The sequence below is a fragment of the Streptomyces cyanogenus genome (assembly GCF_017526105.1).
Lineage (GTDB): Bacteria > Actinomycetota > Actinomycetes > Streptomycetales > Streptomycetaceae > Streptomyces > Streptomyces cyanogenus.
Genome location: NZ_CP071839.1, coordinates 3,411,641 through 3,433,429, shown reverse-complemented (window position 1 = coordinate 3,433,429; position 21,789 = coordinate 3,411,641). Strand labels below are relative to the sequence as shown.

Annotated in this window: 19 protein-coding genes and 1 tRNA gene; 5 read left to right on the top strand and 15 right to left on the bottom strand. The window is 70.4% G+C overall.

The features are described from left to right. Positions 1 to 62 precede the first annotated feature (62 nt). The 3 genes from S1361_RS15335 to S1361_RS15325 are packed head-to-tail and all read right to left on the bottom strand — an operon-like array spanning position 63 to position 3,297. On the bottom strand, positions 63 to 947 hold the full coding sequence (locus tag S1361_RS15335; RefSeq protein ID WP_208032409.1) for a carbohydrate ABC transporter permease: 885 nt from the start codon (positions 945 to 947) through the stop codon (positions 63 to 65). Next, entirely contained in the window at positions 944 to 1,969 is a 1,026-nt protein-coding gene (locus S1361_RS15330) for a carbohydrate ABC transporter permease (RefSeq protein WP_208032408.1), read from the bottom strand. The genes S1361_RS15335 and S1361_RS15330 overlap by 4 nt, the downstream gene beginning before the upstream one ends. Then, the gene (locus S1361_RS15325; RefSeq protein WP_208032407.1) at positions 1,966 to 3,297 is read right to left on the bottom strand and encodes an ABC transporter substrate-binding protein; all 1,332 of its coding nucleotides are present in this window, start codon (positions 3,295 to 3,297) and stop codon (positions 1,966 to 1,968) included. The genes S1361_RS15330 and S1361_RS15325 overlap by 4 nt, the downstream gene beginning before the upstream one ends. 310 nt (positions 3,298 to 3,607) lie before the next feature. Here S1361_RS15325 and S1361_RS15320 point away from each other — a divergent pair, with 310 nt between their 5' ends. Continuing rightward, a complete protein-coding gene (locus S1361_RS15320; protein ID WP_208032406.1) occupies positions 3,608 to 4,663 on the top strand; it encodes a LacI family DNA-binding transcriptional regulator in 1,056 nt (351 codons plus the stop codon). Positions 4,664 to 4,826: 163 nt separating this feature from the next. Here S1361_RS15320 and S1361_RS15315 read toward each other — a convergent pair. The 4 genes from S1361_RS15315 to S1361_RS15300 form a co-directional block, all read right to left on the bottom strand. Next, positions 4,827 to 4,899, bottom strand: a tRNA-His gene (locus S1361_RS15315). Positions 4,900 to 5,026: 127 nt separating this feature from the next. Further along, on the bottom strand, positions 5,027 to 5,629 hold the full coding sequence (gene orn / locus S1361_RS15310; RefSeq protein WP_208032405.1) for an oligoribonuclease: 603 nt from the start codon (positions 5,627 to 5,629) through the stop codon (positions 5,027 to 5,029). 141 nt (positions 5,630 to 5,770) lie between these two features. Next, positions 5,771 to 6,997, bottom strand: coding sequence for a helix-turn-helix domain-containing protein (locus tag S1361_RS15305; protein ID WP_208032404.1), 1,227 nt, complete (start codon positions 6,995 to 6,997; stop codon positions 5,771 to 5,773). A gap of 378 nt (positions 6,998 to 7,375) precedes the next feature. After that, entirely contained in the window at positions 7,376 to 7,645 is a 270-nt protein-coding gene (locus S1361_RS15300) for a hypothetical protein (RefSeq protein WP_208032403.1), read from the bottom strand. A gap of 314 nt (positions 7,646 to 7,959) precedes the next feature. Here S1361_RS15300 and S1361_RS15295 point away from each other — a divergent pair, with 314 nt between their 5' ends. Next, complete coding sequence (locus S1361_RS15295) at positions 7,960 to 8,487, top strand: universal stress protein (RefSeq protein ID WP_208032402.1); 528 nt, start codon at positions 7,960 to 7,962, stop codon at positions 8,485 to 8,487. Positions 8,488 to 8,623: 136 nt separating this feature from the next. Continuing rightward, positions 8,624 to 9,184 carry a GPR1/FUN34/YaaH family transporter gene (locus tag S1361_RS15290; protein WP_208032401.1) on the top strand — a complete coding sequence of 187 codons (561 nt, stop codon included), beginning with the start codon at positions 8,624 to 8,626 and terminating at the stop codon, positions 9,182 to 9,184. Positions 9,185 to 9,262: 78 nt separating this feature from the next. Here the strand turns inward: S1361_RS15290 and glmS are convergent, their stop codons facing one another. Further along, on the bottom strand, positions 9,263 to 11,080 hold the full coding sequence (glmS, locus tag S1361_RS15285; protein ID WP_208032400.1) for a glutamine--fructose-6-phosphate transaminase (isomerizing): 1,818 nt from the start codon (positions 11,078 to 11,080) through the stop codon (positions 9,263 to 9,265). A gap of 46 nt (positions 11,081 to 11,126) precedes the next feature. After that, positions 11,127 to 11,384, bottom strand: coding sequence for a hypothetical protein (locus S1361_RS15280; protein WP_030347655.1), 258 nt, complete (start codon positions 11,382 to 11,384; stop codon positions 11,127 to 11,129). A 165-nt stretch (positions 11,385 to 11,549) separates the two neighbouring features. Here S1361_RS15280 and S1361_RS15275 point away from each other — a divergent pair, with 165 nt between their 5' ends. Then, entirely contained in the window at positions 11,550 to 13,148 is a 1,599-nt protein-coding gene (locus S1361_RS15275; RefSeq protein WP_208032399.1) for a purple acid phosphatase family protein, read from the top strand. A 19-nt stretch (positions 13,149 to 13,167) separates the two neighbouring features. Here S1361_RS15275 and S1361_RS15270 read toward each other — a convergent pair whose 3' ends face one another. Then, a complete protein-coding gene (locus tag S1361_RS15270; RefSeq protein ID WP_208032398.1) occupies positions 13,168 to 14,040 on the bottom strand; it encodes a DUF4429 domain-containing protein in 873 nt (290 codons plus the stop codon). 78 nt (positions 14,041 to 14,118) lie between these two features. Here S1361_RS15270 and S1361_RS15265 point away from each other — a divergent pair, with 78 nt between their 5' ends. Next, positions 14,119 to 15,720 (top strand): beta-N-acetylhexosaminidase, encoded by a 1,602-nt coding sequence (locus tag S1361_RS15265; protein WP_208032397.1) that lies wholly within the window; start codon positions 14,119 to 14,121, stop codon positions 15,718 to 15,720. Positions 15,721 to 15,782: 62 nt separating this feature from the next. Here S1361_RS15265 and S1361_RS15260 read toward each other — a convergent pair whose 3' ends face one another. From S1361_RS15260 to S1361_RS15240, 5 genes are all read right to left on the bottom strand, one after another. Beyond that, positions 15,783 to 17,552 (bottom strand): IucA/IucC family protein, encoded by a 1,770-nt coding sequence (locus S1361_RS15260; RefSeq protein ID WP_208032396.1) that lies wholly within the window; start codon positions 17,550 to 17,552, stop codon positions 15,783 to 15,785. Continuing rightward, complete coding sequence (locus tag S1361_RS15255; RefSeq protein ID WP_208032395.1) at positions 17,549 to 18,076, bottom strand: GNAT family N-acetyltransferase; 528 nt, start codon at positions 18,074 to 18,076, stop codon at positions 17,549 to 17,551. Before S1361_RS15255 ends, S1361_RS15260 begins: the two co-directional genes overlap by 4 nt. Further along, entirely contained in the window at positions 18,073 to 19,359 is a 1,287-nt protein-coding gene (locus tag S1361_RS15250; protein WP_208032394.1) for a lysine N(6)-hydroxylase/L-ornithine N(5)-oxygenase family protein, read from the bottom strand. The genes S1361_RS15255 and S1361_RS15250 overlap by 4 nt, the downstream gene beginning before the upstream one ends. Next, positions 19,343 to 20,809, bottom strand: coding sequence for a lysine decarboxylase DesA (gene desA, locus S1361_RS15245; protein WP_208032393.1), 1,467 nt, complete (start codon positions 20,807 to 20,809; stop codon positions 19,343 to 19,345). The genes S1361_RS15250 and desA overlap by 17 nt, the downstream gene beginning before the upstream one ends. Positions 20,810 to 20,927: 118 nt before the next feature. Continuing rightward, positions 20,928 to 21,770 (bottom strand): siderophore-interacting protein, encoded by an 843-nt coding sequence (locus tag S1361_RS15240; protein ID WP_208032392.1) that lies wholly within the window; start codon positions 21,768 to 21,770, stop codon positions 20,928 to 20,930. Positions 21,771 to 21,789 lie beyond the last annotated feature (19 nt).

Below are 21,789 nucleotides of genomic sequence, written 5' to 3'. Positions count from 1 at the left end.
ATGAGTGGGGAGAAGGGGCCGGAACGGCGGTGACCCGGCCCCCGTGACGGTGGACGGGCGGGTCAGCCCTTGATCGCGCCCTGCATGATCCCGCCCACGATCTGCTTGCCGAACAGCAGGAAGGCGACCAGCAGCGGCAGCGTTCCGAGCAGCGCCCCCGCCATGATCACCGCCTGGTCGGGGACGTACCCGGTGCCCAGCGAGTTCAGGGCCACCTGCACGGTCGGGTTCTGCTGGGTCAGGGCGATGATCGGCCACAGGAAGTCGTTCCAGGCGAACACGAACGTCAGCAGACCCAGCACCGCCATCGCCGGCCGCGCGGCCGGGAAGACCACGTGCCACACGATCCGCAGGCTGCTGGCCCCGTCCACCCGGGCCGCCTCGATCAGCTCCGTCGGCAGCGCCTGCACCAGGTACTGCCGCATGAAGAACGTACCGAACGCGGTCACCAGGCTCGGCAGGATCACCGTCTGGAGCTGGTTCGACCAGCCCAGGTCCGACATCCACAGGTACAGCGGTACGACGGCCAGCTGCGGCGGGATCATCATCGTGCCGATGGTCAGCAGCAACAGCACGCCGGAGAACCGGAACCGCAGCTTGGCGAAGGCGAAGCCGGCCAGCGTGGAGAACAGCACCGTGCTCACCGTGATGGTGCCCGCCACGATCACCGAGTTCAGCATGGCGGTACCGAGCCCGGCCTGGTCCCAGGCCGCCTCCAGGTTCTTGAAGAGATTGCCGCCGAACCACAGCGGCGGCGGGGTCTGGGCCAGGCGCCGGTCGGTGCGGGAGGCCGCGATCGCCGTCCACACCAGCGGGGCGAGCGAGACCAGCGCGAACACGGTGAGCACGAGGTAGGTCACCGGGCCCGCGTGCAGCTGCTTGCCCGCGCCCATCCGGCCGCGGCGCCGGCCCGCCTCCCGGGGCAGGGTCGCTTCAGTGGTGGTCATTGGGACTTCCTCAGCCGTCGGGTGAGCAGCAGATTGACCGCGGCGACGATCAGCAGGATCAGGAACATCGACCAGGCGATCGCGGACGCCTTGCCGAGGTTGCCGATGATCCAGCCCTGGTCGTACATGTACAGACCCAGCGTCTGGTACTGGTGCTCCGAGCCGCCCTTGGACCCGCTGACCCCGCCGAACAGCAGCGGCTCACCGAAGAGCTGGGTCGCGCCGATGGTGGAGACGACCACCGTGAACAGGATCGTCGGCCGCAGCTGCGGAATGGTCACGTGCCGGAACTGCTGCCAGCGGTTGGCGCCGTCGATCGCCGCCGACTCGTACAGATCGGCCGGGATCGCCTGCATGGCGGCCAGGTAGATCAGCGCGTTGTACCCGGTCCACCGCCAGATCACGATGGACGACACCGCGAACTGCGAACCCCAGTCGGACTCCCGCCAGTTGACCGGATCCACGCCGAAGAAGTGGAGGACCCAGTTGACCATGCCGCCGTCCCACGAGTACAGCAGCGTGAACACCAGGGTCGCCGCCGCCACCGAGGTGGCGTACGGGGTCAGCATCACCACGCGCCAGGCGGTCGAGCCGCGCAGCCTGTAGTTGAGCAGGTGCGCGAGCCCGAGCGCCGCCAGCAGCTGCGGCACGGTCGAGATGACGCCGATGCTCAGGGTGTTCCTCAGGGCGTTCCAGAAGAAGTCCGAGGACAGCAGGTTCTTGTAGTTGTCCAGGCCCGCCCAGGTCTGGTGGTCCAGCGCCGACAGCTGCACGTCGTGCAGCGAGTACCAGGCCGTGTAGAGCAACGGGACCAGCGAGAAGGCCCCGAAGAGAACGAAGAAGGGGGCGACGAACGCGTACGGCGACGCCTTCATGTCCCAGCGGTACAGCCGGCTGCGCCAGGAGTCGGGCGCCGCCGGCCCACCGCGACCGCGAGCGCCCCGGGCCGCGCCCGGCGTGGTGCCGGGCGCGGCCTCGGCGCTCGACGCGGGATGCGCGAGAGCCTGCTTGGAGCTGCTCACTGGCCGAGCACGTCCTTGATCTCGTTCTTCGCGGCGTCCCAGCCCTGCTCGGGCGACTTGCCCTTCTGCTCGACCTGGAGGATGCCGACGTCGGTCAGCGCGCTGTTGATCGGCTGGTCCTTGACGCCGAAGTACTGGACCGGGATGGTCTTCGCCGAGTCGGCGAAGATCTGCGTGATCGGCGCGTTCGAGAAGTACGTCGTGGTGTCGGCGGCCGGCTTCAGGCTCGCGTACGCCGACGGGGTGGACGGGAAGCTGGCCTGCTTGGCGAAGACCTTCGCCTGCTGCTCCGGCGCGGTCAGCCACTTCACCAGCTCGATGGCCTCCTTCTGGTGCTTGCCCGCCGTCGGCACGCCGAGGAAGGAGCCGCCCCAGTTGGCCGCGGTCGGAGCCGCCGCCACGTCCCAGTTGCCCTTGCCGGCGTCACCGGACTTCTGCTCGATGTAGCCGATCATCCAGGCCGGGCAGGCCACGGTCGCGAAGGTGCCGTTGGCGAAGCCCTGGTCCCACGGCTTGTCGAACTGCTTCAGCTTGGCCGACATGTTGCTCGTGGCGACGGCCATCGCCGCGTCCCAGGACTTCTTCACACCGGCGGACTCGTCCCAGACGACGTTGCCGTCCTTGTCGTAGTACCGGGTCTCGGCGCCGCCGAGGGCCGCGTTGTAGACCGAGGAGGCGGAGTCCACGAACTTGGTGCCGTTCGGCGCCTTCTGCATGTACTGCTTGCCCACGTCGACGTACTTGGCCCAGTCGCCCTTCCACCGGGCGGCCAGCTTGGTCCGGTCCGTCTCCAGACCGGCCTTCCTGAACAGGTCCTTGCGGTAGCAGATCGCCATCGGGCCGATGTCCGTGCCCAGGCCGATGGTCCTGCCGTCCTTGGTGGTGGCCTGCGCGAGCTTCCAGTCCAGCCACTGCGACTTGTCGACCTCCTTGCCGAGGTCGACGAACTTGTTCGCCTGGGTCTGCACGGCCTCGGTGATGTTGCCGACCTCGATGGCCTGGACGTCGTCGGTGCCGGAGCCGGCCTGGAGGCGGGTGAGCACCTTCGGCCAGTAGACGTCGGTACGAGTGGTGACGTTCTCCTTGATGCTGATGTCCTTGTGGAGCTTCATGTACTCGTCGTAGAGGCCGGCCTGCTTGTAGCCGAAGACGCCGAAGGTACCGATGGTCAGCGTGATCCTGCCCTTGCCGCCACCGCCGTCGCCGCCCGAGTCGTTCGACGAGCCGTCGTCCGAGTCGTTGGCGCAGCCGGCCAGCAGCCCGGTGGTCAGCGCGGCCACGGCCGCGAGGGCCATCAGCCGCCGTGACCGGCGGATGCTCGTGCGCATTGCGTCCTCCTGTTGCCTGACGTACCGACCCCCCGGCCAACTGCTGGAATCGGGCCCGTTCGTACTCGCTGCGGCTCGGGCGGGGAACGTGCGGGATGTGTAGGTGTCAGGTACTGTGGGAGCGCTCCCACAAGTGATGTGTTGAAGAGTCGTCGGTTCCCGGCGGGGTGTCAAGGGAACGGACAGGGCGAACCGCGTTCAGTTATCTGCCTGTTAACTGCCCTCGCGGGCCGCCTGGCACCGCTCACCACTCTGGCCAGGACTGTTAGATTCCAGCCAGAATCAGGACACGGCGAGAAAGGCGGAGCCCATGGCAAGCCACGGCGGGCGGGGCCGGAGCGGAGGGCGGCCCACGCTCGAAGAGGTCGCCGCGCGGGCCGGGGTCGGACGGGGCACGGTCTCCCGGGTGATCAACGGCTCGCCCCGGGTCAGCGACGCCACCCGCGCCGCGGTCGAGGCGGCCGTCGCCGAACTCGGCTACGTCCCCAACACCGCCGCCCGCGCCCTCGCGGCCAACCGCACCGACTCCATCGCCCTGGTCGTCCCGGAGCCGGAGACCCGGTTCTTCGCCGAGCCGTACTTCTCGGACATGCTGCGCGGTGTCGGCGCCGAACTCGCCGACACCGAGATGCAGCTGCTGCTGATCTTCGCGGGCAGCGACCGTGAGCGGCAGCGGCTGGCCCAGTACCTGGCGGCCCACCGCGTCGACGGCGTCCTGCTGGTCTCCGTCCACGCCGACGACCCCCTCCCCGACCTCCTGTCCCAGCTGGAGATCCCCGCCGTGATCAGCGGCCCGCGCTCGGCGGCGGAGTCGCTCACCTCGGTGGACTCGGACAACTACGGCGGGGCCCGCTCCGCCGTCGAGCACCTGCTCGCCCGGGGCCGCCGCCGGATCGCGCACATCACCGGCCGGCTGGACGTCTACGGTGCCCAGCGCCGCGTCGACGGCTACCGCGAGGCCCTGCGCGACGCGGGCCACCCGGCCGACGACCTCCTGATCGAGCCGGGCGACTTCACCGAGGAGGGCGGCCGCCGGGCGATGACGGTCCTGCTGTCCCACCACCCCGACCTGGACGCGGTCTTCGCCGGCTCGGACGTGATGGCGGCCGGCGCCCGCCAGGTGCTGCGGGAGGCGGGCCGCCGTATCCCCGACGACGTGGCCCTGGTGGGCTACGACGACTCGGCCATCGCCCGCCACATGGACCCACCGCTCACCAGCGTCCGCCAGCCCATCGAGGAGATGGGCCGCGCGATGATCGACCTCCTCCTCGCCGACATCGCCGACCGCCGCCCGCCCGCGTCCCGCGGACTGGACCGCCGCCGGGCGGTACTGCCCACGGAACTGGTGGTGCGGGCTTCGTCGTAGCGGAGATCGGCAGGGGAGAGCGGCAGGGGAGAGCGGCAGGGGGCCGGGCCGGTGGGGGAGGGAACACACCTGCCGATCTCGGCCTGCCGGGCGATCGGAGGGGCCCGAAACGCGTTCAGCCGGTGACTCCGTCTTGCGACGGAGTCACCGGCTGAACACTCAGGGTGAGTGACGGGACTCGAACCCGCGGCATCCTGGACCACAACCAGGTGCTCTACCAGCTGAGCTACACCCACCATGACCGGCGGTGGAACTTGTCGTTTCCCCGACCGGCCGAGAAGAAGTCTACAGGGTCCGAAGGGGTGCTCGCGCACAGGTTTTCGCGCGGGCCGCCGAGCGCGCCCGGGGAGCCCGCGCGGGCGGCTACTGCGCGGGCAGTACGTGCTTGGCGGCGATCGTCCTGGCGGTGTCGGAGTCCGGACCGGGCTGCGGCACGAAGATGGCCTCGCGGTAGTAGCGCAGCTCGGCGATCGACTCGCGGATGTCGGCGAGGGCCCGGTGGTTGCCGTTCTTCTCGGGGCTGTTGAAGTACGCCCGCGGGTACCAGCGGCGGGCCAGCTCCTTGACCGAGGACACGTCGACGATCCGGTAGTGGAGGTAGTCCTCCAGGGTCGGCATGTCCCGCAGCAGGAAGCCCCGGTCGGTGCCGACCGAGTTGCCGCACAGCGGTGCCTTGCCGGGTTCCTTCACGTGCTCCTTCACGTACGCCAGCACCTGCTCCTCGGCGTCCTTCAGGGTCGTACCGTTCTCCAGCTCCGCGAGCAGCCCGGACGCGGTGTGCATCCGACGCACCACCTCCGGCATCGTCTCCAGCGCCCGGGCCGGCGGCCGGATGACGATGTCCACCCCCTCGCCCAGTACGTTCAGCTCGGAGTCGGTGACGAGGGCGGCCACCTCGATGAGCGCGTCGTCGGACAGCGAGAGGCCGGTCATCTCGCAGTCGATCCACACCATGCGATCGTTCATGTGTCTCACCTTACGGCGCGCCGCGCTGAGCTGGACCGACCGTGCGCCGACCTTGTCGGTGCGCGGACACCCGAAGGGGCGGGCACGGCGAGGGGGGCGGAGTCCTGCTCCGCCCCCCTCTGTGCTCCGTGCGGGAGTCGCTCAGCTTCCGCTGCGCGGTCCCGGCAGCAGTCCCACCGCGCCGGCCGCGGCGCGGCGGCTCTGCAGGGGTACCCCGCCGTCCCGGTGCTCGTGCAGCAGGGCCGGTGGCGGGCCCACCGGTCCGCCGTGGCCGGAGAGGCCCGCGGGCGCGCCCTGCTGGCCGGGCGGCTGCATCGTCGGCTCCGCCTCACCCGGTTTGTCGCCCTGCGGCCGACGGGCCCGGTAGGCGGCCCGGTAGGCGGCGGGGGACGAGCCGAGCTGGCGGCGGAAGTGCCCGCGCAGCGCGACGGGTGAACGGAAGCCGCACCGGCCCGCCACCACCTCGTCCACGGAGTAGTCCGACGTCTCCAGCAGCCGCTGCGCCTGGAGCACCCGTTGCGTGATCAGCCACTGCAGCGGTGCGCTCCCGGTGAGCGAGCGGAACCGGCGGTCGAACGTACGGCGGCTCATGTAGGCGCGTGCCGCCAGCGTCTCCACGTCGAACTGCTCGTGGAGGTGTTCCAGCGCCCAGGCGACGACCTCGGCCAGCGGGTCGGCGCCGATCTCCTCCGGTAAAGAGCGGTCGAGGTAGCGCTCCTGACCGCCCGACCGGCGCGGCGGGACCACCAGGCGCCGGGCGAGCGCACCGGCCGCCTCGTTGCCGTGGTCCGTCCGCACGATGTGGAGACAGAGATCGATTCCGGCCGCCGTACCCGCGCTCGTCAGCACGTCGCCGTCGTCGACGAACAGCTCACGGGGATCGACGTGCACCGACGGGTAGCGCTTGGCCAGCGTCGGTGCGTACATCCAGTGGGTGGTCGCCGGGCGGCCGTCCAGCAGTCCGGCCGCGGCGAGCACGAACGCGCCCGTGCACAGCCCGACGATGCGGGCGCCCTCCTCGTGTGCCCGGCGCAGCGCGTCGAGTGCCTCCTCCGGTGGTGGTGAGGTGATCGAACGCCAGGCCGGTACGACGACCGTCCCGGCGCGGGAGATCGCCTCCAGCCCATGCGGTGCGGTGAGTTCCAGGCCCCCTGTGGTCCGCAGCGGGCCTTCCTCGCCGGCACACACCAACAGGCGGTAGCGCGGCACGCCGGCGTCCTGGCGGTCAATCCCGAACACCGACAGCGGAATGGAACTCTCGAAAATGGGGCCACCGCTGAACAGCAGCACCGCGACGATCTCCTTGCGGCGTCGCCCGGACAGTTTCCGGGCTGCGGCGTCCGGCGAGGCAGTGGAGTCGTGGCTCATACTGCTAAGCCCCCCTCGGTGGTCGCGGCTCCTCGGTTGTGTCGCTCCTGCACGTTTCCCCTCGGTCCTGCACGAGTCCCCCGCCGTAAGACAGTCAAGATCGAATTTACTGGTTCCCGCGATCGGGCGGTGACCAGTTCCCCACGCGCCACATTGTCGACATGACAACTTGGCGTGAAGCATTCGATCACGAAGCGTTGCACTCGTGAGGCGCGCAGGGAAGTGCGCCTTGTGGCAGTGGCCAAACCGCGTAGGGTGCGCAGCGGCCCGTAGACCCTTTCCGTGCAGGTGGAACGGGGGTTGGAGGGTGGTTCGGACCCCTCCTGGCCGATATCCAGAAGTTGGCTGAAAAGTAGCGTTCGGAGGCGCGGAAACAGGTCAGTCGACCGGTGTCTGCTCCCGGGTGTGACGTCCGCCTCTTTGCGCGGTGCAACGCCGGGCGCACCGCTCGGAGCGCCGCAGCAGCACCCGGCAGACGGCGGTGACGGCGGCGAGACCCAGCGCGGTGCCCGCGGCGCCGGCCAGCGAGGTGCCGTACCAGACGAGCACCACGGGCACGAGCACGCAGCTGAAGGCCGCCCAGCGGATCACATCGCTCGCGCTGTCCGGTGCGGGGCGCGGTTCGCTGCTGGGTCGGGGTCCGGGCATCTCGTACTCCCTGTGGCGGTGGCTCACCCCGATTCAACGCCCGTTCGACCGGTCGGTCACCGCAGGCGCAGCTGTGAACGCTGTGCAAACCGCCTGTACGGGGCAGCAACCATTGCGTTACGGGCGCGGCTCGTGCATGCTCCGGTGAACCCCTACGGACGTCGGGGGGCCGCTCACGGAGCGTGCGCGGGATCTGGGCTCAGGAGGCGTGCCGCCGTACCCTTGAGGGTATGGGCCTGGGAAGACGTTTCCCGGACACAGCTCCGCCGCACACTGTCGTCCCTCCCATAAAGGATCACAACGCCGAGACAGCCATGGCCGGTCACGAATTCTTCGAACCCGCGGACCGCAAGCGGCCGGTCGCCGATCCCACGGCGGCCGATCCCCTGGCGGCGGAAGACGCACGCCCTTCCTGCGACCCCGCCTTCCGGCACGGAGTCGTGGTCGGCTTCGACGGCTCCACGTCCAGCGAGCGCGCCCTCGCCTACGCGATCGGCATGGCCCACCGTTCCCACTCCGGTCTGATCATCGTGCATGTCGCGAACCGGCTGCCCACCACCGTGTGGGCCGGCTGCGAGCCGCCCGTCTTCGTGGACGTGCCGGACCACCGCACGGAGGTCCTGGGGCTGGAGCTGGCGTGTGCGGACTATCTGGCCGAGGTGCCGTGGATCCTGGTCGAGCGGGGCGGTGACATCTGCCACGAGCTGGAAGAGGTCGGGCGGGAGTACGAGGCCGACGCGATCGTCGTCGGTTCCACGCACGGCATCGTCGGCCGCATCTTCGGCTCCGTCGCGGGACGGCTCGCCAAGCGGGCGCGGCGGCCCGTGATCGTCATTCCCTGAGCCTCCCAACTGCCCTGGTGCAGTTCGGCGCAGCTTGGTGCAGCGCAGAACTACTCGCGCGTAGAGGTGGTTCGTGCCTTTGTGAAGGGCATATAGCGCTCACCGCACAACTGCACCTGCACGAAGGGAGCCCGCCGTGGACAACGACGTCTCTGCGGGAAGCGGAAGCACCACCGTGGTCGGCCGACTCGCCCTGGGCATCACCCTGTTGGCGTTCGGGCTCGGTACCACCGGTGTCATCGACGGCGTGGCCGTGTCCGACGCCGTGTCAGTGGCCCACTACGTGGGCGGAGTTGCCCTGTTCCTCATCGGTCTGCTGGCCCTCCGGGACCGTGACGGCTTTTCCGGTACGGGCTTCGCGGCCCTCGGCGCCCTGTGGTTCACCTGGGCGGTCGCCGGGCACTCGTCCGCCAACGCGGGCGGGCTCTTCCTGCTCCTGTTCGCCCTCGTGGCGCTCACGCTGACCCTCGCCGGCGGGGACAGCCTCGGCCAGGTCGTGCACGGCCTGCTGTTCCTGGCGATGCTCGTGCTCGCCGTGGCGCAGTTCACGGACAGCTCGGCCCTGACCAAGGTCGGCGGCTGGGTGGCCGCCGTCTCGGGGGCGGTGGCCTGGTACGCGGCCACGGCCGCGCTGGCCCACTGGCCGACGGCCCTTCCGGGGCGTGCTGCGGGCCGGGGGGTGACGGCCGCCGGCTGATGAGCAGCAGCACGGGAAGGACCCCCGTGTGAAGGTGGCCGCACGGGGGTCCCTTTTCTGCGCCTGAACCGGGGCGTCTTACTCCACCGTGACCGACTTGGCGAGGTTCCGCGGCTTGTCGATGTCCCGGCCCAGGGCCTTCGCCGTGTGGTAGGCGAGGAGCTGGAGGGGGATGCCCATCAGGATGGGGTCGAGTTCGTCCTCGTTCTTCGGGACGAGGATCGTCTGGTCCGCCTTCTCCTGGTGCCGGTGGGCCACCGCCAGGATCTTGCCCTCGCGGGCCTTGATCTCCTCCAGGGCCGCGCGGTTCTTCTCCAGCAGGTCGTCGTCGGGGACGATCGCGACCGTGGGGAGCGCCGGCTCGATCAGGGCCAGCGGGCCGTGCTTCAGCTCGGAGGCGGGGTAGGCCTCGGCGTGGATGTAGGAGACCTCCTTGAGCTTGAGGGACGCCTCGCGGGCCACCGGGTAGCCCCGGACGCGGCCGATGAAGAGCATCGAGCGGGCTTCGGCGTAGCTCTCCGCCAGCTGCCTGATGTCCTCCTCCTGCTTGAGGATCTCGGTGATCTGCTCGGGCAGCTTGCGCAGGCCCGCGATGATCCGCTTGCCGTCGCGCACCGACAGGTCGCGGGTGCGGCCCAGGTGCAGGGCGAGCAGGGCGAAGGCGACCGTGGTGTTGGTGAAGCACTTGGTGGAGACGACGCAGACCTCGGGGCCGGCGTGGACGTAGATGCCGCCGTCGGCCTCACGGGCGATCGCGGAGCCGACCACGTTGACCACACCGAGGACCCGGGCGCCCTTGCGCTTGAGCTCCTGGACGGCGGCCAGCACGTCGTACGTCTCACCGGACTGGGAGACCGCGACGTACAGGGTGTCGGGGTCGACCACCGCGTTGCGGTAGCGGAACTCGGACGCCGGCTCGGCGTCGGCGGGGATGCGGGCCAGCTCCTCGATCATCTGGGCGCCGATCATGCCCGCGTGGTACGAGGTGCCGCAGCCGAGGATCTTCACGCGGCGGATCTGCCGGGCCTCGCGGGCGTCCAGGTTCAGGCCGCCCAGGTGCACGGTGGAGAAGCGGTCGTCGATGCGGCCGCGCAGCACGCGGTCCACGGCGTCGGCCTGCTCGTGGATCTCCTTGTGCATGTAGGTGTCGTGGCCGCCCATGTCGTACGACGCCGCCTCCCACTCCACGGTGGTCGGTTCGGCCGAGGTACGGGTGCCCTCGGTGGTGTACGTCCGGAAGTCGTCGGCCTTGAGGGTGGCCATCTCGCCGTCGTCGAGGGTCACTATCTGCCGGGTGTGGGCGACCAGCGCGGCGATGTCGGAGGCGACGAACATCTCCTTCTCACCGATGCCGAGGACGACCGGGGAGCCGTTGCGGGCCACCACGATGCGGTCGGAGAAGTCGGCGTGCATCACCGCGATGCCGTAGGTGCCCTCGACCACCCGCAGGGTCTCGCGGACCCTGTCCTCCAGCTTCTCGGCCTGCGAGCGGGCGATCAGGTGGACGAGGACCTCGGTGTCGGTCTCGGAGAGGAACTCGACGCCGTCCGCCTCCAGCTTGCGGCGCAGGTCGGCGGCGTTGTCGATGATGCCGTTGTGGACGACGGCCACCTTCTGGTCGGCCGACATGTGCGGGTGGGCGTTCACGTCGGAGGGGGCGCCGTGGGTGGCCCAGCGGGTGTGGGCTATGCCGGTGGTGCCCTTGAAGCGCGCCGGGACCTTGGCCTCCAGGTCGCGCACCCGGCCCTTGGCCTTGACCATCTTCAGGCCGGGCGTCTTCGGGGAGGTGACGACGATGCCCGCGGAGTCGTAGCCGCGGTACTCCAGGCGCTGGAGACCCTCCAGCAGGAGGGGGGCGACGTCACGCTTCCCGATGTATCCGACAATTCCGCACATATATAGAGGTATCCCTTGGCTGTCGCTGGTCCGGCTCCGGCTGGTTTCAGCCGTAGACCATGCGGCGCAGCTGCCTGAGCGTCAGCTCCGGCGGCGCCACCGCCCGGTATTTCAGGTCCGCCTCGATCCGTTCGAAGATCTCCGTGTTCACCAGGCCCTGGGCCTGGAGTTCGCGGTGGCGGCGACGGACGTACTCCTGGGCCGTCTCGTCGAAATAGGCGAGCACGTCCTGGACCACGCGCAGCGCCTCGCCCCGGCTGAGGGGCGTGGACCGCGTCAGATGATCAAGAAGTTCGTCGTGCACCCGGTAGATCCTGGAGTACCGGCGCGTCTTTCGCAAGATTCGTGCCCGATTCCGGGCAAGTGACTGTTGAAAGTCTCATGGCGCTCTGTTCGCAAGCTGTCCATCCGGTGTCTTGCGTCTCGTTGCCCGGACGGACGAGTTTCAGACGTCATGGACATTCCTCGTATGGGAGTACCCGAGAAGCTGGCCGCGCGCATGAGCATGGCCGAACAGCACGAGTACCTGCGCGCCAGATTCTCGCGGCGCACCATGATCAGGGGCGGCGCCGTCACGCTGGGCGCCGTCGCCGGTGGCGCGTTCGTGCCGGGCGCCACCGCCCGGGCCGCCGTGCCGGCCCTGGGGGCACCTCCCACGCCGTTCAGGCAGTGGGGGAGCACCGCCTCCGCCCCCGCGGCCGTCGACGGCTCCCTCGTCGCACCCTTCGGCCGCCATCTGGCCTGGGGCAACGACCCGCGCACCGAGATCACCGTCTCCTGGCAGGTCCCGGTCGCCGTGAAGAAGCCGTTCATCCGCATCGGCGCCCATCCCTGGGACCTCTCCCGGAAGATCGAGGCCGAGGTGCGCACCCTGTACACCCCGGCCGGTGTCGGTGCGAGCGGCGACCACACCCAGTACTACCTGCACGCCAAGCTGACCCACCTGCGCCCCGGCCGGACCTACTACTACGGCGTCGGCCACCAGGGCTTCGACCCGGCCGCACCGCACCTGCTGGGCACCGTGGGCACCTTCACCACCGCCCCCGCGCACAAGGCGCCGTTCACCTTCACCGCCTTCGGCGACGAGGGTGTCGGCTACCACGGTCTGGCCAACAACAGCCTCCTCCTCGGCCAGAACCCGGCCTTCCACCTGCACGCCGGCGACATCGCCTACGCCGACCCGTCCGGCGCGGGCAAGACCTCCGACGCCGGCTTCGACTCGCGCACCTGGGACTCCTTCCTCGCCCAGACCGAGTCGGTCGCCAAGCAGGTCCCGTGGATGCCCGCGTACGGCAACCACGACATGGAGGCCTGGTACTCGCCCAACGGCTACGGCGGCGAGGAGGCCCGCTGGAACCTGCCGGACAACGGCCCCGACAAGAAGAACCTGCCGGGCGTCTACTCCTTCGTCTACGGCAACACCGCGGTCATCTCGCTCGACGCCAACGACGTCTCCTTCGAGATCCCGGCGAACCTGGGCATATCAGGCGGAACGCAGACGAAATGGCTGGAAGGCCAACTGAAGAAGTTCCGCGCGTCGAAGGACGTGGACTTCATCGTCGTCTTCTTCCACCACTGCGCCTACTGCACCTCCACCGCACACGCCTCGGAAGGCGGTGTGCGCCAGGAGTGGGTGCCGCTGTTCGAGAAGTACACCGTGGACCTGGTCATCAACGGCCACAACCACCAGTACGAGCGCACCGACGTCATCAAGGCGGGCAGGGTCTCCAAGGAGCTGCCGATCGGCGGCACCGCCTACCCCGAGACCGACGGTGTGGTGTACGTCACCGCCGGCGCGGCCGGCCGCAGCCTGTACGCCTTCTCCGCCCCGGACTCCTACGAGGGCCACGAGCACAAGACCGACTCCGTGGCCTCCTTCGTCAACACCAAGGACGGCAAGGTCGACGAGACCGTCGCCTGGTCCCGGGTGCGGTACCTGAACTACTCCTTCCTGCGCGTGGACGTCACGCCCGCCCCCAGGGGCCGGCAGACCACGCTGAAGGTGTCGGGCATCGCCGAGACCGGCAACCGCATCGACCACTTCACGGTGTCCCGCAAGGCCCAGTAGCCCCTGGCGCGGGCGGTCCTCACAGGCGCTTGAGGACCGCCCGCTTGGCCAGGGTGAACTCCTCGTCCGTGAGCACCCCGTCACGGTGCAGCTCGCCCAGCTCGCGCAGCCGGCGCAGCAGGGCGTCGTGGTCGTCCCCGGCCCGCTCCCCGGCCGGCTGCGGCGGGATCCTCCGCGGGTCCGGCCCGGCCGCCGAGGGGTGCGGCAGGCGCGCCTGCACGGCCGCCGCCACCAGGGCCGTCAGCGGGTCCTTCCGGAAGCCCCACAGCTCCACCGCGTTCGGGTCGTACTTGGGCGGCGCGGTGACCGGGGCGCCGCGCACCAGGAACCGCAGATGGCCGTTCTCCAGGCCGGCCGCCGGCTGCCACTCCACCCCGGTGATGTCCCCGAGGGGGATCGTGCGCGGGCCGGCGGAGGCCTTGGCGCCCTCCGTCTTCCAGTTCCACTCCAGCCGCACCCGCTCCCCGTCGAAGCCCGCCGTGCCGTCCCCGGCCGACACCGACACCGGCAGCGACGGGCCCGGCAGCAGGTAGGAGCCGGACGGTTCCGGGGACACCCCCGCCAGCGCCAGGGCCCTGCGCAGCTCGTCGGCGACGTACTCGGCGACGCCGTACCGGTCCGGCTCCACGGCCAGCTGGTACGGGTCGTGCGGCTCGGTGAGCCGGCCGGCGGTGGCCTGGAGCAGCGGGTCGGCGCCGTCGCGCAAGCGCAGCCTGAGCCGCCCCGCCTTCCGGCCCTGTTCGAACGAGACACCGGCCAACGCCTGAAGCGGTACGGCGAGTTCCCCCAGCTCGCGGCGGAGCAGGCCCACGTTCCTGTCCCGGCCCGGGGTGAGGCGCAGGGTGTCGCCGTCGAAGGCCCAAGTGCCGTCCTTCTGGATGATTTCCGCCATGCGGGGATTGTTCCACCCGGTCTGCGGGACAGTGGTCTCGACCATGTCAGATGGTCACCCCTTCCGAAGGGAGTGCTTGTGAGACGGAACCACAGCACGACTCCCCGCTTGTCCCGGGTCCTCGGATCCCTGCTGCTGCTCGCGGCGGCCGGCGTCGTCACCCTCGGCGCGGCCCCCTCGGCGCAGGCCGCCGCCCCGGTCCCGCTGGACCGGGTGGTCCCGGCCCCCGCCTCGGTCACGCCGGGCGGAACGCCGTACCGCATCACCCGGGACACCCGGGTCCGCGTCGACGGAACCGCCGAGGTCCGCCGCATCGGCGCCTATCTGGCCGGCCTGCTCCGCCCGGCCACCGGCTACCCGCTGCCGGTCACCGACCAGGGCACCGGCGGTATCCGACTCGCCCTGGCGCAGGGCGACTTCGGTGCCGAGGGCTACCGGCTGCACAGCGGCGCGGACGGTGTCACCCTCACCGCCCGCACCCCCGCCGGGCTCTTCCACGGCGTCCAGACGCTGCGTCAGCTCCTCCCGGCCGCCGTCGAGAAGGGGACCGTGCAGCCCGGGCCCTGGCCGATCGCCGGCGGCACCGTGCAGGACCACCCGCGCTACGCCTACCGGGGCGCCATGCTGGACGTCGCCCGGCACTTCTTCACGGTCGCCCAGGTCGAGCGCTACATCGACCAGTTGGCCCTCTACAAGATCAACGAGCTGCACCTGCACCTGAGCGACGACCAGGGCTGGCGCATCGCCGTCGACTCCTGGCCGCGCCTGGCCTCCTACGGCGGCTCCACCCAGGTCGGCGGCGGCCCCGGCGGCTTCTACACCAAGGCCGACTACCGGGAGATCGTCCGGTACGCGGCCTCCCGCTACCTGGAGGTCGTGCCCGAGATCGACATGCCCGGCCACACCAACGCGGCCCTCGCCTCCTACGCGCAGCTCAACTGCGACGGGGTGGCGCCCCCGCTGTACACCGGCACCCAGGTCGGCTTCAGCTCGCTGTGCGTGCCCCGGCAGGTCACCTACGACTTCGTGGACGACGTGATCCGGGAGCTGGCCGCCCTCACCCCCGGCCGCTACCTGCACATCGGCGGCGACGAGGCGCACTCCACGAGCCACACCGACTACGTCGCCTTCATGGACCGCGTGCAGCCGGTCGTCGCCTGGTACGGCAAGACGGTCATCGGCTGGCACCAGCTCGCCGGCGCGCACCCGGCCCGCGGTGCCCTCGCCCAGTACTGGGGCCTGGACGGCACCAGCGCGGCGGAGAAGGAGCAGGTCGCGCAGGCCGCCCGGAACGGCACGGGCCTGATCCTGTCCCCGGCCGACCGGGTCTACCTCGACATGAAGTACACGAGCGACACCAGGCTCGGCACCAGGTGGGCGGGCCTGGTGGAGGTGAGGCGCTCCTACGACTGGAACCCCGGCGCCTACCTGCCGGGAGTCCCGGACACGGCGATCCGGGGCGTCGAGGCGCCGCTGTGGACCGAGACCCTGGCCCGGTCCGCCGACCTGGAGTACATGGCGTTCCCGCGCCTGGCCGGTGCCGCCGAGCTGGGCTGGTCACCGGCGGCCACGCACGACTGGGAGGCCTACCGGGCGCGGCTGGCCGCCCAGGCCCCGCGCTGGGACGCCCTCGGCATCCACTACTACCGGTCGCCCCAGGTGCCCTGGCCGACCCGCTGACCACCTGCCGACGGGCACCCCGGAGGACCGTACTCCGGGGTGCCCGTCCGTCCGGGGTGCCGTCAGAGGCCGGCGATGGGGTTCTTCAGGGTGCCGACCAGCTGGAGCGCGCCGGAGGGGTCGGCGAGGTCCACCATCTGGCGGTTGTTGCGCAGCTGGAGCCGGTTCAGGCAGGACAGGGCGAACTCTGGGGCGAACATGTCGTACTGGCGGAACCGGTCGGCCAGCTCCGGGTTGGCCTCCTGGTACTCGCGGGTGACCTCGGCGACCGTGCGCCAGAAGCCGTCCTCCGTCAGGATGCCGTCGGCGGCGAGGCGGGCGGCGAGGAAGCGGAAGAAGCAGTCGAAGACGTCCGTGAAGACCGACAGCAGTTTCGTGTCCTCGGGGACCTCGACGCGGATCCGCCGCACCTCCGGCGGCAGGGCCGCGTCCGGGTCCATGACGGCGATCTCCTCGGCTATGTCCTTGTAGACCGCCCGCTGCACGGCGCCGTCCTTCAGCACCAGCACGACGTTCTCGCCGTGCGGCATGAACACCAGGTCGTAGGCGTAGAAGCTGTGCAGCAGCGGGACGTAGTAGGCCCGCAGGTACTGCCGCAGCCACTCGGCCGGAGGCAGGCCGGAGCGCTCGATCAGCGCGCCCGCGAGGGAGGCGCCCCGGTGGTCGACGTGCAGCAGGGAGGCCATGGTCGCGAGGGTCTCGCCGTCCCGCAGCGAGGGCACCGGGCTCTCCCGCCACAGCGCGGCCAGCATCTTGCGGTACGGCGAGTAGCGGTCGGTGGCCCGCTCGTACTCCAGGTGCCGGTAGCCGACGGCGGCCCGCTCCCGGATGATCGACAGGCCGGTGGACTTCAGTACCGGGTCGCTGTCGATGAGCCGGGCCAGCCAGTCGTTGATCGCCGGGGTGGCCTCCATGTAGGTGGCCGACAGACCGCGCATGAAGCCCATGTTGAGCACCGACAGGGCCGTCTTCACGTAGTGCTTGTGCGGGGCGCTGGTGTTGAAGAAGGTCCGGATCGACTGCTGGGCCAGGTACTCGTCGTCGCCCTCGCCGAGGCAGACCAGCAGCTCACGGGCGACCTCGGCGGCGAACGTGACGCTCAGCTTGTTCCACCACTGCCAGGGGTGGACCGGGATGAACAGGTACTCGGCCGGGTCCAGGCCCCGGCCGGTGAGGACGGCACGGAACCGCTCCACCGTCTTCTCGCCCAGCTCCTCCCGCAGGAACGACTCGTACTCGATGCCGGCGCCGGCCGTGAAAGCGGCCCGCGAGCGGTGCGCGGCCAGCCACACCAGCCGGACGGGGCTCGCCGTCTCGGGGGCGTACGACAGGTACTCGTGGATCCCGAAACCGAGCCGCCCGTTGTTGGCGACGAAGCACGGGTGGCCCTCGGTCATCCCGGCCTCGACCTCCTGGAAGCCGCTCCGGGCCAGCTCGGCGGAGGTCACCTGCGGCTTGGTGAGCTTGTAGCAGGTGCCCGACAGTGTCGAGGAGATCTCCTCCAGGTACACCGGCAGGATCTCGTCGCTCAGCCCCAGCGACTCCTTCAGCTCGATGAAGAAGTCCAGCGCGGCCAGCGGGAGTTCGGTGCCGTCGCGGTGCCGGGTGACGGAGTCCGGGTCGATCTCCCAGTGGTCCAGGGCCCGCCGTACGGCGCTGAACCGGTAGCTGGTGAGCCCGTCGTCGCTGCGGACGACGTACCGGTCGCCGTCCTCCTCCGGGGTGATCAGGCGCTCGTGCGCGAACTCGGCGAGCGCCTTGCGCAGCAGCAGCCGGTTGGCGGTCGCCCAGCGCCCGGGCGACAGATGGGCCACGGCGTCGGCGAGGGTCATGCGGCCACCGCCTTCTCGAACTGCTCGCGGGTGCAGAAACTCAGCAGCGCCCGCTTCTCCGGCTTGTCGATCTCCCGCTCGGGCACGAAGCCGACGGCCGCGTTCAGGGCGTGCACGGCCGTGTTGCGCACGTCCGGCTCGACGACGACCCGCCGCACCGACGGGTCCTCGAAGAGACGGAACATCACGGCGGTGATGACCGACCTGGTGAACCCGTGCACGGGGGAGTCGGTGGCCGGCACCAGGAAGTGCATCCCGACGTCCCCGGACCGCGGCTCGTACAGCCCGACCAGCTCCCGGTGCGCGGGGTCGTAGTGCTCCATCAGGAACGCGGGCGTGCCGTCCCTGGTGAGACCGAGCAGCGCGTGGTGGTGCTCGTCCGCCGCGATCTCCATGTAGGCGCGTTCGACGTCTTCCAGCTTCGCGTCCTGCATCATCCAGAACGCGGCCTTGGGGTGGGTGACCCACTGGTGCAGGAGCTCGGCGTCCTTCAGGGGATCGAGGGGGCGGAACGTGAAGGTCATACGGCGAACTCCTGGAAGGCGATGGTCTTCTCGACCGGGTAGTACTCCGTGCCGAGCAGCTCACGGATGATGTACGCGTTGCGGTACGCGCCCATGCCCAGGTCGGGGCTGGTGACGCTGTGCGTGTGGACGCCGGCGTTCTGCAGGAAGACCCCGCGGCCGGTGACGTCGACGGCGTAGTTGCGGGCGACGTCGAAGCGGCCGTGCCCGTCGAAGCGGAGGCGGTCCCGGACCGGGTCCAGGAAGGCCGGCGGGGTGTAGTGGTAGCCGGTGGCCAGGACCAGGCCCTCGGTGCGGATCTCGAAGTCCTTGCCCTGCTCGTCCTGGTGGAAGCCGAGCGTGTAGGTGCCGTCCTGGTACGTCGCCGTGCGCAGCGTGGAGTTCGTGAGCAGCCGGGTGGGCACCGGACGGTCGCCGCTCTCGACGTTCTTCTGGTACAGCAGGTCGAAGATCGAGTCGATGAGGTCCGAGTTGATGCCCTTGAACAGGCCCTTCTGCTGCTTCTCCAGCCGGTAGCGGGTCTCCTCGGGCAGCGCCCGGAAGTAGTCGACGTAGTCCGGGGAGGTCATCTCCAGGGTCAGTTTGGTGTACTCCAGCGGGAAGAACCGCGGGGAGCGGGTGACCCAGTTGAGCTGGTAGCCGTGGACGTCGATCTCGGCGAGCAGCTCGAAGTAGATCTCGGCCGCGCTCTGCCCGCTGCCGACGATCGTGACGGACCTCTTCTTCAGCAGCTCCGCCTTGCGGTGCACGTACCGGGAGGTGTGCAGGAAGTCCCCGCCGAGCCCCCGGCACGCCTCCGGCACGAAGGGGACCGTGCCGGTGCCGAGCACCAGGTGCCGGGCGCGGTAGGTGTCCCCGGCCTCGGTGCGGACGACGTACAGCTCGTCCTCGTACGTCACCTCGGTGACCGTGGTGCCGAAGCGGATGCTGCTCAGCTGCCCCGCGGCCCAGCGGCAGTAGTCGTCGTACTCGACCCGCAGCGGGTAGAAGTTCTCGCGGATGTAGAATGAGTACAGTCTGCCCTTCTCCTTCAGGTAGTTCAGGAAGGAGTACGGCGAGGTCGGGTCGGCCAGGGTGACCAGGTCCGACATGAACGGGGTCTGGAGGTGGGCGCCGTCCAGGAACATGCCGGCGTGCCACTCGAAGTCGGGCTTGGACTCCAGGAAGACGCCGTCCAGCTCGGCGATCGGCTCGGTCAGGCAGGCGAGGCCGAGGTTGAAGGGGCCGAGCCCGATCCCCACGAAGTCGTGGGTCGTGCTGTGGGCTTCAGGACGCGCGGTCAAGGGACTCTCCCAGGTACTGCTCGGCGTGGCCGGCGATCAGATCGAGGACGGCGGCGATGTCGGCCGTCCGTGTCTCGGGGTTGAGCAGGGTGAACTTCAGGTAGTGGCGGCCGGCCACCTTGGTGCCCGCGACCACGGCGTCACCGGAGGCGAACAGGGCCTTGCGGGCGTGGAGGTTGGCGCGGTCGATCTCGGCGGGGTCGGTGACGGCGGCCGGGACGTAGCGGAAGACGAGGGTGGACAGGCTGGGCTCGACGACGACGTCGTAGCGGGGGTCGGCGGCCAGCAGCTTCCAGCCCTCCCGGGCCAGGTCGCACACCTCGTCGAAGAGCTGCCCGACGCCGTCGGCGCCCATCGTGCGCAGCGTCATCCACAGCTTGAGGGCGTCGAAGCGGCGGGTGGTCTGGAGCGACTTGTCCACCTGGTTGGGAATACGTTCCTGCACCATGCGGCGCGGGTTGAGGTACTCCGCGTGGTAGGTGGCGTGCCGCAGCGTGGCCGCGTCCCGGACCAGCACGGCGGAGGAACTGACCGGCTGGAAGAAGGACTTGTGGTAGTCGACGGTGACCGAGTCGGCGCGCTCGATGCCGTCGATGCGGTCCCGGTACTTCAGGGAGGCGAGCAGTCCGCAGCCGTAGGCCGCGTCCACGTGCATCCAGACGCCGTACTGGGCGCACAGTCCCGCGATCTCCGGCAGCGGGTCGATGGAGCCGAAGTCGGTGGTGCCGGCGGTGGCGACGACGGCCATGGGGACCAGGCCGTCGCTCGCGCAGCGCTCCAGTTCGCGGGCGAGGGCGACCGTCTGCATGCGCTTGTCGTGGTCGACGGGGATCGAGACGACGGCGTCCGGGCCGAGGCCGAGCAGTTTCGCGGACTTCTTCACGCTGAAGTGGCTCACCTCGGAGGCGAAGACGCGCAGCCTGCCGAGGGAGTTCCCCTCTTCCCACCCTGTCCGCCCCGGCTTGGCCTCCTCCCTCGCCAGCAGCAGTGCCTGGAGGTTGGACTGGGTGCCCCCGGAGGTGAAGACGCCGTCGGCGGCCGGGCCGAGGCCGATGCGGGCGGCCGTCCAGTCGATGAGCCTGCGCTCGATGAGGGTGCCGCCGGCCGACTGGTCCCAGGTGTCCAGCGAGGAGTTGACCGCGGAGAGCACGGCCTCGCCGAGCACCGCGGGGATGACGACCGGGCAGTTGAGGTGGGCGAGGTAGCGGGGGTGGTGGAAGTAGACCGCGTCCCGGAGGTAGACGTCCTCCAGTTCGTCCAGCACGGCGGTGGTGTCGCCCAACGGGCGGTCCAGGTCGATCGCGTCGATGGCGGGGGAGAGGGCGTCCACGGTGACGCCGGTGAACGGACGGTCGGTGGTGGCGAGTTTGGCCGCCACCCGCTCGACTCCTTCGGTCACGGAGCGGCGGTAGTGCTCCGCGGTGAGGCCATTGAGCAGGTGCGAGCGCATGTGGGGGTCCTCCGAGGGGACGGTCCGTGCGGGATCAACTTAGGTTAGCCTAACCTAACTTCACGGGCTCGGGGCGCCCCTCTCCAGGAGCGGTGTCACGGAAGGGGTGCGCCCGCTGCTACTCCGCGGCCCGGAGCTGTTCCTCCGTCATGCCCCGCCGCCAGTAGCCGACGAAGGTGACGCGCCGCCGGTCCACCCCGCGCTCGCCGACGAAGTGCCGCCGCAGCGCCTTCACCCGGCCCGACTCGCCCGCGAGCCACACGTACGCCCGCCCGGTGTCCGGCAGCCGGGCGGCCCGTACGGCGTCGACGGCCATGGGGGACCCGTCGTGCCGTACGAGCCACGTGATCTCCGCGTCCGCCTCCGTGCGCACGTCCTGGACGTCACCGGCGTGCGGGACCTCCAGCCAGGCCCGGACCCGGGTACCGGCGGGCAGGGACTCCAGGATGGCGGTCGCGGCGGGTACGGCGGTCTCGTCGGCGCACAGCACGACGAGCCCGGTGTCCTCGGGCGGGCGGAACCGGATCGCCCGGTTGTCGGCGACGGCGGGCCCGAGCAGCAGCACCCGGTCGCCGGCGGCGGCCCGCGCGGCCCAGCGGGAGGCCGGTCCGGCGGGCGCGGCGGCATCCGGTCCGACACCGTGCAGCGCGAAGTCGATGTCGACCTCGTCGGGGTCCCGGCGCAGCGCCCGGAGCGTGTACGAGCGCATCACCGCGCGCACGTCGTCCGGCAGTTCCCGCCAGCCCTGCCACCAGCTGTCGCCCAGCTCCAGTGGCACGACGGGTTCGGTCTGCCCGGGATGCGGGAGGAAGAGGGACAGCGACTGGTCCCGTCCGTCCGAGTGGAAGGCGTGCAGATCGGCTCCGCCGAAGGTGACCCGGACCAGGGACGGACCGAGCCGCCTCGTCCGTACGACCTGAAGAGCGAAGAAACGGAACGGGGCGGCTACGGCCGTCGTCATGTGGGCTCCTGAGAGTGGG